Consider the following 11,849-nt stretch of genomic DNA (forward strand, 5'->3'; position numbering starts at 1 on the left):
TATTAAATAAAAATGCCACAGGATTTTGAACCTGTGGCATTTTTTAATGTTAACCGATTATATGTTAACTACTTACGTGGCTCGTAATCAATTCTAAATATCACGGTGTACAGTACTGGCACTACAATTAGAGTCAAAATTGTAGCAAAGCCTAAACCAAACATAATTGTTACCGCCATTGACTGGAAGAACACGTCAAATAGCAGCGGGATCATACCCAAAATAGTAGTTATAGCTGCCATTGCAACCGGTCGTACACGGCTCACACCAGAGTCAAACACGGCCTCATAGGGCGATTTACCTTCCCTTAATTCAAGATTTATTTGATCAACTAATACAATACCGTTTTTAATTAGCATACCGCTTAAGCTTAACAAACCAAGTAGCCCCATAAAGCTAAACGGAGCATTCATTGCTAACAAGCCCGCGCTTACACCAATAATAGCCAAAGGCACAGTTGCCCAAATAACAAGTGGCTGTTTAAGTGAGTTAAAAAGTAGTACGGTTACTGCAAACATAGCTAAATAGCCCAGTGGTAATGAGCCAAATATTGCTTTTTGAGCTTTGCTTGATGACTCAAATTCGCCGCCCCATTCTAGTTGGTAACCACGCGGTAGTTCCATGTTCTCTATCGGACCGCGAATACGGGCAAATAGTTTTGCAGGTGTTTCATCCCCTAATACATTATTATCGGCCATTACTGTAATAGTACGTTTGCGATCGCGACGCATTATTAGGCTGTCTTCCCACTGCACATCAAATTCGTCTACAACCTGAGTCACTGGTACAAATACACCCAATACAGGGCTGTATATTTGAAGGTCGTGTACGCTTTCTACGTTTAAGCGCTCGTTAGCGGGAGAACGGGCAATAATGGGGAGCAACTGCGTGCCATCACGATATACGCCCACTTGTTTACCCGATAAGCTCGTTAGTAATACATTGTCTAAATCTGATTTACTAATACCTAATCGACGTGCTTTTTGCTCGTTAAATTGCGGGCGAATCATTTTGGTACGTGCGCGCCAGTCATCTCGAATATTGAATGCACCGTCGTCCTTGCCTAATATCTCTTTGGCTTTAGCGGATAACTGCCTTAATACCACGGGGTCAGGACCCGAAAAACGAGCTTCTATTTTTGCATCAGTAGAGGGGCCAATTTCCATCGGTTTAATTTTAAGCTGTGCAGAGAGTGCATAATTGTTTGAGTAATCACGCACTGTTTGCATTACAGTTGCTACAGCTTCTCTGTTGGAAACACGAATAATTAATTGCCCGTACGCTGGGTATGATTTTTCTGGCGCGTAGGTAAGCATAAAGCGCGGTGCACCTTGGCCTGTTGTACTTGTTACTTCTTCAACAAGCTTTTCTTTTAATAAAAACTGTTCAAGTTTTTTAACGCCCTCAAGGGTTGAGCGAATATCAGAACCTTGCTCTTGCCAGTAATCTACATAAAACATAGGCGTATTAGAGGCAGGAAAAAACGACTGTTTTACAGAGCCAAAACCAACAACCGCTGTACACAGTAAAACAACCATTAATATAAGCGTGGTTTTTCTAAAGTGCAGCGCTAAATCTAAAATCGCTTTGTAACCATTAAAAATAAAGCCTTTGTACGGGTCTTCATCTTCTTGGCCTTCTTCGTTTTTAAATTCGTTTTCTTTAAACATTAAATTGGCAAAAAATGGCGTTAGCGTAATGGCTGTTATCCAGCTTAATAAAAGCGAAATAAACAACACCCAAAACAAGCTACCGGCAAATTCACCACTGGCATCAGAGCTTAAACCAATTGGCGCAAAGGCAGTGACTGCAATTACTGTTGCACCTAGTAAAGGCCATTTTGTTTGCTCAACAATATTAACAGCCGCTTTGAGTTTTGTTTGACCACGTTTAAGGTTTATAAGTATGCCTTCGGTGACGACTATTGCGTTATCAACCAGCATACCAAGCGCAATAATAAGTGCCCCAAGCGATATTCGTTGCAAGTCGATAGCAAACAACTTCATAAATATAAACGTACCCAGTACGGTAAGCAGTAAAATACCACCAATTAAAATACCGCTTTTTAAACCCATAAATAACAGCAGGACTACAATAACAATCGCAATGGCTTCAAGTAAGCTGATAATAAAACCATCAACCGATTTTTGAACCTCTTGTGGTTGGTTGTATACAGAATTTATATGAATACCATGAGGGCGTTGATATTCAAGCGATGCTAAATGCTCGTCTATGTTTTTACCCACATCAACCACGTTAACACCCGACATAAACGACACGCCAATAAGTAAAGCTTGCTGAGAGTTATAACGAATAATGTTATTTGGTACTTCTGCGTATTCTCTGTAAACCTTTGCTACATCGCCTAAATAAATAAGCTCATTGGCACCTGATTTTGAAATTAATAAGGTTTCGAGCTCTTTTACATCTTTAAATTCGCCAGTAGGGTGCAGGCGAATTGATTCATCGCCCACGCGAATTTTACCCGCGTTAGATACCGTGTTTTGCGATTGCAATAACTGGAATATATGGCTTGGCGCAATACCTAATTGAGCAAGTTTACGCGTAGAAACTTCAACCATTACTTGCGCTTGTTGTTCACCCGCTATTGTTACTTTACTTACGCCTTTAACCAATACCAGTTCACGTTTTAAAAAATCGACGTAATCTTTAAGTTCATCATACGAATAACCATCACCGGTTACCGAATACATAACACCGTAAACGTCGGCAAAGTCGTCCAAAATAGTGCTTGGGTAAACACCACTGGGTAATGACGGAGAAAGGTCGTTAATTTTTCGACGCATTTCATCCCAAATTTGGCGGAGTTGTTCCTTACGATAAGTGCTTTTCATTTCAACAGTAATTTGTGATTTCCCGTTAGATGAAATAGACGTAACGTAATCAACATAAGGTAATTGCTGAATCGCGTTTTCAATCGGAAAAGTAACTTCTTCTTCAACTTGCTGCGGCGAAGCGCCAGGGTACATGGTAATAACCATGGCTTTTTTAAGCGTAAACTCAGGGTCTTCTAGTTGCCCTAAATCAAAGTACGACACACTACCGCCAATTAATAGCAGCAGCGTAAACATCCAACTGATTACTTTTTTCTCTATGGAGAGTTGTGCAAAGCTCATAATTATAAGCCTCGCTCTTTATTCCATGCTCTTACTTTCATGCCTTCTTTTAGTGAATGCACACCGGCAGAAACCACAATTTGGCCTTCTTCAATACCGCTTAATACTTCAATACCATCGCGGTGCAACTGGCCAACCTTTACAGCTTGTTTGTGCACTTGGCTAGTTTTTGAATCAAAAAGCCATACGTAGGCGTTATCTTCAATTGATTCTTGCGGCTCAGAAAACACCGACTCGATAGGTAATATTGTATAAGCAACTTGCGAGCGCGTTACTTTACTTAAATCAATAAGCACGCTACCCGTCATACCGGCTAGTAAATTAAAGTCCTCAGGTACTGGTAGCGAAAATACAACCTTATAAGTAAGTGTTGCAGGGTCTGCTTGGGTATCCCATTCTTTAATATCAAGTATGTATTCTTTGTCGTCAAAGCCATCAAACTTTACAGTAGGGTGGTAATCGGTGCCTTTTTTAAGGCGAGCGATTATTTTTTCAGGAACCTGGATTTCTACATCCATTAAATCGCGTGTTTCTAAGCGTAATATATTTTGCTTTGCTTGAATATTTTCAAAGTTTTTAACAAACACCTTAGCGACCGTACCTGAAAATGGTGCGCGTAGTTCACTGTACTCAAGGTTCGTTTGTGCAATTCTAAATGCAGATTCAGCAATTTGCATATTAGCAGTGGCTTGATCTAATTCTGATTGGCTGGTGATTTTTTTCTCAAACAATTGCTCAATACGGCTAAGTTGTGACTTTGCCAATTCAAAGCGTGCTTTACGCTCGTCAAACTGCAGAAGAAAATCTTCTGGGTCCAGTTTTGCTAATAAATCACCTTTTTCAACGTGTTCACCAGCAAGCACAGGAAACTTAACAAGTTCGCCGTTTACCCTAAAAGCAAGGTACGAGCCTTGGTTTGCAACAACTTCAGCAGGAAAACTACGAATGTTAATTTGCGTATCATGACCTATGTTGAATAATTTAACAGGGCGAATAGGCTCTTCTTTAACTTGTTGTTCTGGCTCAGTACAGGCTATTAAGCTAAGTAAGGTCGTTGTTAATAAACATAGACGAAAGAGTTTCATGTCTTCTCCGTTGCAATGATGGCAAAATAATTAAGTGCAGCATACGCTGCAAACATATAAAATAAAAATCATTAAATTTTAGAAACTCAATAATTTTTACTTATGATGTTGCAGAGCGGTATATGAAGCTGAATCAATTAATAATTTTAGATGCCATAGTGCAAAGCGCAAGCTTAAGCGGAGCAGCACTAAAGCTACATAAAACGCAGCCCGCGCTTACACTCGCCATCAAAAACTTAGAAGCCAAAATAGGATTTGAGTTACTAGACAGAAGTAAGTACCGATTACAGCTTACTGAAAAAGGGCGTGTTTTTCACCGCGAAGCGCAGCAACTACTGCATGCCAACGACGAGCTAGCACAGCTCGCTAAAGAATTGGCATTAGGTAATGAACCCCAATTTAGAGTTTGTTACGAGCAACTTTGTCATATGCAGAGTTACAACGAGATCATAAGTAATACTTTTAGGTTGTTTACCAGCACAGAGTTTAGCTTAACAAGCGGGAAGCGCTTTATTTCGTTAGAGCAAGTAAACAGTGGGCAAGCCGAATTAGGTATTGGCCCGTGGTTTGATTTATTTCATGCGACAGGCGATTTAGAAAGTGTGCCCATAGGCAGGCTCGATATTGGCATTGTGAGCGCTAAAGGCGTACTTCCTCAAAAACTCACCTATAGCGAACTGCAAACGTATCCGTGTTTAGCCATGTTTGAAAGTGACTTGAGTATCGACAGCGACAGGCTATCGTACTCAAAAGGCTCCGCCATGATGAAAATTGATGATGTATCGACCCTAAAATCGTTTTTACTCTCAGGCGCGGGTTGGGCAATGATGAGCCTAGAGCACTGCGACCCTGAAATAAAAGCAGGCTTACTTCAAGAAATACATATTACTGATCGAGAGCATAAATTTAGTGCGCAAATTAGAGCCTTTAGGCAGCATGCAGTGCACCATGGCCCTGTAGCGCGTACTATTTGGGAGCAATTTAAACAATTAAGTAAGGAATATTCTAACAACAATGGATATTGATAAAGAAACACTTATTTATACTGTTATCGCAGGCATACCAGTAGGCAAAGTAGCAAGTTACGGGCAAGTTGCAGCTCTTGCTGGTTATCCGCAAAACTCACGGTTGGTCGGGCGCTTATTAAAAGTGATGCCAAACGACTCAGTTATACCTTGGCACAGGGTAGTGAATGGCCAAGGTAAAATATCGTTTCCTGCAGGTAGCGAAAAATACCAAGAACAGCGCGAAAAGCTTTTATCAGAAGGTGTACTGTTTAAAAACGACAAAGTGAATATGCGCGAGTGTCGGTGGGAGTGATGTGACTATTATTGGCAGGTAAGTGCCACTTGCTGGCCTTCAAGGCGTGAATCGATACTCTGTTGAGTGGCGCCTTCGGCTTAACCAACCTACATTTTGACGTAGGTCGGATAAGTGGCGAAGCCATGCCATCCGACACGGTAAAATACCTTATCAATTATTATCAATATTTTATGTTGTCGAGTAGCTGGAGAGTGCCAAAAGCCGACATCAGGTTCTAGTCTAGAAAAGGCTTAAATCGACCTAAAGCTGACGCTAGAAAATTCGAACTATCAGACTATATTGAGCGAAGAATCATCATACGATTAATCAAACTTGGCCTCAGATAAGCCTGTTTAAATAAAAGTAATATTCAAAACTGGTTTGCACAACTTTAGGAGCCGCTTGTCTTGAATTCTTAATTACGTGGAAATATTTGATTAATATACGAAAAATAGCCGACTTTCACTCCCTTAAGAATATAAAATAGATGTCAATATGGAAAACATGAGGCATCATGTATTTTAATTTTAGGAAAAATGACGTTTTATTTTACCTATACTCTGAAGCCTAGGCGTTACCACATTGTACTAAACAGGTTGTCGACTTAAATATCGGCGCGTGTGAGCAAATCTGTCGTTAAAAATAGAGGGGGTTGTGTCTGGGTTCATTTTATAGCCCTTGAGTGGTTTCGTGTTTTATCTAGATAACAAAAATTTTACCATAATAAGGCTAATTTTATTTATATTATTCAGTTAGTTATGCTGCATTGGGCTTCAAGTTGAACTCCGAAACTTGAGTCTCTAATACAAATCCATTTGATACCCATACAGAAATCTAGTGTACCATACCATCATGTTGATAAACTCATCAGCTCCATGATGAAGACGATGATGATGAAGACGATGATGAAGACGAAAATAGCACAACATCGCGTCGCTCGGCCGTGCTTCTCGACAGGCCCCGTGACAGCGGCTTATGAACTCAAGGTGGACGCGGGGGAGGTGCGACGAGATGACGCGCAAGTCGCTCTGGCGGCAAAATTCGATGCCCTGCACGAGTCTCTTGCCTCGCTCCCACCAGTACCCGTGCGCACCGACGATTCGACAGAGAGCAGCTATACAAGCAGCAGTCCACTGTTGCTGGCGCGATCCCTGGCATCCGCCCAGTCCTTTCTTCGAAAGAAGTTCCATTTGTGGACTTTTGGTCCACCACCGCGAGGCATGTACATTCATGGACCGGTCGGGGTCGGCAAGAGCTTTCTAATGGATCTCTTTTACGCGTCGGTTATTGTTCCTGATGATGATTCTTGCTGTAATAATGACAGCCACAAACACGCAAAGATTACCAAACGCCGCGTCCACTTTCATGAATTCATGCTAGACGTCCATCATCGAATCTTTGTTTACAAACAGAAGCACCCCAGAGGTGATGCGATTCCCATCATTGCGCAACAATTGGCACAAGAAGCCCAACTCCTCTGTTTCGATGAATTTCAAGTGACAGACGTTGCCGATGCCATGATTTTGAAAAGACTATTTCTATTATTATTGGATTGGAATGTCGTGGTAGTGGCCACCTCGAATCGCTCCCCCGATGCCTTGTATAAGGGAGGCATTAACCGATCCCTTTTTTTGCCATTCATAGACATGTTAAAACACACGTTCGACATTATTTCCATGGAGGGTTCCACCAAGGATTATCGACTCGAAACTCGAGCTGATGGTCAATCCTATTTTTGGTCAAACAAGGATGTTCATGGCGATAATAATAGTAACAACAACATGCAGGCGCAGTTGGAAGAAATATTTGGTGGCACTGCATCCGGAACTGAGGCCGAGGCCATTCACATACCCTTCGGTCGCACCGTCCAGGTCGCCCGATTGAATGACCGGTGCGCCTGGTTTGACTTTTCCGAGTTATGCTACCAACCACTCGGCGCGGCCGATTATATTTTCCTCTGCGACCGATTTCAGGTCCTCATCATGGACCGGGTGCCGCAATTAGACGCCAATCACCTCGACGAAGCGCGACGATTCGTGACCCTCATTGACGTGTGTTATGAATCTCGCACCCGCTTGGTGCTAGCGGCAAAAGTTCCGCTCGATGAATTATTTGTCGAGTTTGAAGCGCAAGTTGAAAGCAGTGATGGAAATGAAGAGTTGTTTGTCAGTGAGAAGGGGGGAAACTCGAGTTCCTTTGCGACGACCATGATTCGCACCAAAGAGGGTGAACAATTTGAGTGGTCGGCGACGGGTCGAAGTGGCGTGTCACTGGCACAATTATCGGCCGCCAATGATCTCGCCTTTTCCTTTCGACGAGCCGCGTCTCGGTTGGTAGAAATGGGTGGAAAGGAATGGGGACGGCAATGACGAAAGGTCTTTATCTCGCAAACCAATGCACCTATGGCAGAGCAAGGACTTGCGTCAGGCTGTGCCGTTATATTACCCGCTCTGGGATATCGGAAAAAAGGTTGGCAATAACGACTTACGGTAAGGTGCTCTACCAACTAAAAAGTGCCTTACATCAGTTGCAGAGACATCATCCTAATTTGCTAAAACTTAGGCTTATTGCTCCTGAATCGCTATGACCACGAACGTCTGCAATTGGCTCAGGTTGTGTAAAAACTTCAACAACCCAATTAATAACGCAATGCTACGTAAAATGTAAGTTTCCTTAGTTATGAAACTTGGTCAGATTTTAATGTAAGACACATATTTACATCTATTTTTGTTCAAATAATGGGCTGAAAATAGTTTTTACACAGCCTGCGCACGTGGCCGACGGATAGAGGAAGTTGATGTTGAAGGGTTTTAGCAGCAAAATACAGTAATATAATTCTTCGTTCGTATGTCTGCTTTGTCGGAATTGCCGTCCTTAAGATGATTAACTTGTTTGTCTGCTTTTCGCTCAAACCAGACCATTCTAATTGACTTAACCAGCCTAATAAACATAATTACTAATTGAAATATAATGGCAAACACACCCAGCAATAACGAATAAGTGCCAAATTGCGTGGCTAAATTGGGTGCTTTTAGCGCTGTAAAAAAAAAGTGCCTAAACTATAAAAAATACCGCCGGCAAGTAGCCAGTAAAGTGCTTTTACATCAACACTAGAATAAAGTGGATACACTATAGCCAGTGCAAACCAACCCATGAGCAAGTAGGTGGCGAGTGATATTTTTTTATTACCGTTTTTTACAAATACTTTGTACGCCACGCCTGCCAGTGCCACAGTCCAAATAAATCCATGACCAAGCACCAGCTAATGATATTAATAACAAGGGGGGTAGGTGCCGGCAAATTAACAATGACACTCATCATAAATTTTGGTGTGGCTGTCTTGCTTAATTGATATTTAATTTGTTTGCGTATTACTCATTGTCCCCAAATTAATAAGTTTTCACTTCAGGTTTATATCACGTTAATTTCCATAAAATTGTAATACTTCCCCTGTACCTTATTTACTTTATTTCTATTTGGCAGCTGTGAAGCTAAGTTGCCATAAAATTATAATTAAATAATAGGTAAATACCCTAATGAAGGCTTTAAGCAAAACCGCTTTAATAGTTGTTATTTCCAATGCTCTTTTTGCATGTGGTTTTGATAATTTAGATTCAACAGAAAATTCTGATCAAGTTGAAAATGAAAGTACGGTAAGTACTACTGTAAGTACTACGGTGACGCAAGGAGCTAATAAACTTGCAGAAAATAATAGTGATAATGTTTGGCGCTTTGCGGTTATACCCGATACTCAAGGTCGAGATGATGATGATTATAAACAAACAATTACACATACCTACGATGGTATAACGTTATCTGTCGATATTGGTTATGACGTTAATAATGATGACATTTTTGATGGTGAAGGTTGGAAGATTGACGTATCTGACCCTTATAACGCTATTTTTGTTGATGAAAATGGAGATCCGCTTGTTGCTGGCGGCTTGCCGGTCGAAATCGCAAGTAGTGAACGTTCAGATACGCCTTATGATTTTAAACACCTTCCTGCTTTATTAGTGGACCCTATTGTTTCTAAGATAAAAGAAGAGGGGGTTTCAGTTGTACTCGCCGTAGGTGATATGACCGATGTACGCACAGAAAATGAATATGTTGAATGGATGAATAAGGTTGGCACGCCTTTAACTGAAGCCGGAATGACTGTTTTACCTGTGCGTGGTAATCACGAAATTGTAGACGGTTATGATTGGCTAAGTTGGTTTACTACTTCTGTGGATACTACCGATAATCGCTCTGTTAATAATATGGATAATGGTATTGATGCATATACCGATGCAGATTCACAAGAATTCGATCAAGGGTACAATTTGTATCAACAATACCCAGGAAAACTATTGAGAAAAGGGTTAGAAAGCGGCGAAATAGTCGGCTACGAAGGTATTGAAGATCTTATGTACTATACCGTTCAAAACAATACCCTATTTATTGCTATAGACTTTTATGCCAGTGATTTAGTGTCTGTTAACTATGAAGGTACTTGGCTTCTTATTTATGATTGGTTAAAAAATGTTTTAGAAACAAAAGGGACTACGGTTGATCATATCGTTATGTTTGGTCATGAAGCTTTATCAACCAAAAAGCGTCCGTCTGTTTATAATTATGATGAATATTTTGACTATATTAGTTCGTTAAAAAGCGATGGAACAAGTGGAGATGAGGATGAAACTGAGCCAGGCATATTAGGGCTTGATACTGGTCAATTAGGTTATTTACAGCTGCAAGATGAGTCTTCACCTGGCTTAATGGATAACGTCCTTAATTTATTGAGTGAATATAAAGTTAACTATATTGCTGGCCACGATCATCAATACTCTCGTAGCTTAATTCATCCAGATAATTCGAATCCATCTGTTGGCTTTACGCAAATTGTTGCTGGTAATGCATCTTGGAAAGCGTACAACAATCGTTATGGTATTCATGATAAATATGAAACGGGTTTAGCGCAGGATAATTTTGCTCAAGTAGGTGACTACGAAGGAACAAATAGTCAGTACACTAAAGATTTAACTAAGTATGAAAAATCAAACAAAATATCATTCGTGATTGTTGAAGTTAATGGTCGTCAAATTACGTTTAAAAACTATTATGCACCGGTTAATTTCTCAGAAGCAGATATGAACATGGGTACATATTGGGATGAACCTCAAAATGCTTGGGTGCAATATGATGTTGATTCAGCAGGCAAAACCATTGAAGAAATTATCCCTATTGAATGGAGTGTAGGTGATAGTGCAAGCTATACGAGCGATGCGCTACAGCGTGTTGTTTCTCCTTACGAATCTTATTGGGCAACAACAAAAACACCTGATGAAGCCGGTTATATTGGTACGCAAGCGGCTATTTTAGATGGTTTTAATTTAACGTATAACAGTGTTGAAATGTTAACTACCGATACCCAAGATAAAAAGCAGGTGGGCGTTGATACAAACTATCAAGATGATTTAGGGACAGGTAAAGGTGAATATACAATCTTTGCTGATGCTTATAGTATTCCTCGAGAAGAGCAAGCAATGAATGAATTGTTGTCATTAAGCTGGTTTACTGACGAGGATGCTACAACTGTATCTGATATTTTGTACATTAATGGTAATTTAAACCAAGATGGCTCATATAAAAACACAAACGGATTTGTGCAAACCAGCTCTCCTTCAGAGTTGTTTTTTGATAAAGATGCAGTGGAAACCGATAATCCAACAAATGTTATTCGAGATGGTGTGATCACCGCTGAAGATGACGCTGATGCAATGGCGATTGCAATAACAGCTCCCGAAGGCGTTGATTTATCTACTTTAACTATTGGTCGATACAATGAAGAAACGGGTGTTTGGGACGCGTTTTTAGATGAAAACTGCTTTACTGCTACCTCTTACTCGGATGACTTTAGCGTTATGTTTCAATCGGGTGCTGGTAGTGCCCCAAGTGATGTAAGCAGCAGTTGTGGGACTTATTTGTGGGGTTATAACTATAACAATAACTCTGTTTGGGGTTTTACACATAAAGACGGTCGATTTGCTTTGGTTTTAAAAGTTGATAATGCTGGGTAAAGACCTCATTATTTTTGAATTTATATAATTTAGTGTATTTTAAATCGATATAGAGCCTGACTTTATATCGATTTTACATATGTGATCCTCTAAATATTTCGATGTGCTGCTTGTTGTGCACTTTAAGTCGTTATCAATAAACGTAATTGCTAATTGAAATATAATGGCAAACACACCCAGCAATAACAAATAAGTGCCAAATAGCGTGGCTAAATTGGGTGCTTTTAGCGCTGTAAAATAATGTACCTAAACTATAAAAAATG

6 protein-coding genes and 3 pseudogenes are annotated in these 11,849 nt (G+C 40.5%); 5 read left to right on the top strand and 4 right to left on the bottom strand.

Annotated features, from left to right (window positions below):
* Positions 1 to 68: 68 nt before the first annotated feature.
* Positions 69 to 3,137, bottom strand: coding sequence for an efflux RND transporter permease subunit (locus CXF89_RS12455; RefSeq protein ID WP_121954778.1), 3,069 nt, complete (start codon positions 3,135 to 3,137; stop codon positions 69 to 71).
* 2 nt (positions 3,138 to 3,139) lie between these two features.
* Complete coding sequence (locus CXF89_RS12460) at positions 3,140 to 4,222, bottom strand: efflux RND transporter periplasmic adaptor subunit (protein ID WP_121954779.1); 1,083 nt, start codon at positions 4,220 to 4,222, stop codon at positions 3,140 to 3,142.
* 122 nt (positions 4,223 to 4,344) lie between these two features.
* On the opposite strand from CXF89_RS12460, the gene CXF89_RS12465 reads away from it, so the two are divergent.
* The 4 genes and pseudogenes from CXF89_RS12465 to CXF89_RS12480 form a co-directional block, all read left to right on the top strand.
* A complete protein-coding gene (locus CXF89_RS12465; RefSeq protein WP_101216968.1) occupies positions 4,345 to 5,247 on the top strand; it encodes a LysR family transcriptional regulator in 903 nt (300 codons plus the stop codon).
* Positions 5,237 to 5,542, top strand: a complete 306-nt coding sequence (locus CXF89_RS12470; RefSeq protein WP_024598125.1) for an MGMT family protein — start codon at positions 5,237 to 5,239, stop codon at positions 5,540 to 5,542. Before CXF89_RS12465 ends, CXF89_RS12470 begins: the two co-directional genes overlap by 11 nt.
* A gap of 857 nt (positions 5,543 to 6,399) precedes the next feature.
* On the top strand, positions 6,400 to 7,893 hold the full coding sequence (gene zapE / locus CXF89_RS12475) for a cell division protein ZapE (RefSeq protein ID WP_231621023.1): 1,494 nt from the start codon (positions 6,400 to 6,402) through the stop codon (positions 7,891 to 7,893).
* Positions 7,878 to 8,039, top strand: a pseudogene (locus tag CXF89_RS12480) (transposase); the annotation flags it as partial. The gene zapE and the pseudogene CXF89_RS12480, both read left to right, overlap by 16 nt.
* Positions 8,040 to 8,464: 425 nt before the next feature.
* Here CXF89_RS12480 and CXF89_RS12490 read toward each other — a convergent pair.
* Positions 8,465 to 8,808 (bottom strand): annotated as a pseudogene (locus CXF89_RS12490) (hemolysin III family protein); the annotation flags it as partial.
* 252 nt (positions 8,809 to 9,060) lie between these two features.
* Here CXF89_RS12490 and CXF89_RS12495 point away from each other — a divergent pair.
* Positions 9,061 to 11,586 carry a metallophosphoesterase family protein gene (locus tag CXF89_RS12495; protein WP_121954780.1) on the top strand — a complete coding sequence of 842 codons (2,526 nt, stop codon included), beginning with the start codon at positions 9,061 to 9,063 and terminating at the stop codon, positions 11,584 to 11,586.
* 133 nt (positions 11,587 to 11,719) lie between these two features.
* Here CXF89_RS12495 and CXF89_RS21415 read toward each other — a convergent pair.
* A pseudogene (locus CXF89_RS21415) lies at positions 11,720 to 11,849 on the bottom strand (hemolysin III); the annotation flags it as partial.

Origin of the sequence: Pseudoalteromonas sp. MelDa3 (assembly GCF_002863625.1) — a bacterium.
Lineage (GTDB): Bacteria > Pseudomonadota > Gammaproteobacteria > Enterobacterales > Alteromonadaceae > Pseudoalteromonas > Pseudoalteromonas arctica.

Excerpts from the sequence above, each read along its gene's own strand:
- CXF89_RS12455 (WP_121954778.1), bottom strand. The coding sequence starts at position 3,137 with ATGAGCTTTGCACAACTCTCCATAGAGAAAAAAGTAATCAGTTGGATG.
- CXF89_RS12460 (WP_121954779.1), bottom strand. The coding sequence starts at position 4,222 with ATGAAACTCTTTCGTCTATGTTTATTAACAACGACCTTACTTAGCTTA.
- CXF89_RS12465 (WP_101216968.1), top strand. The coding sequence starts at position 4,345 with ATGAAGCTGAATCAATTAATAATTTTAGATGCCATAGTGCAAAGCGCA.
- CXF89_RS12470 (WP_024598125.1), top strand. The coding sequence starts at position 5,237 with ATGGATATTGATAAAGAAACACTTATTTATACTGTTATCGCAGGCATA.
- zapE (WP_231621023.1), top strand. The coding sequence starts at position 6,400 with ATGATGAAGACGATGATGATGAAGACGATGATGAAGACGAAAATAGCA.
- CXF89_RS12495 (WP_121954780.1), top strand. The coding sequence starts at position 9,061 with ATGAAGGCTTTAAGCAAAACCGCTTTAATAGTTGTTATTTCCAATGCT.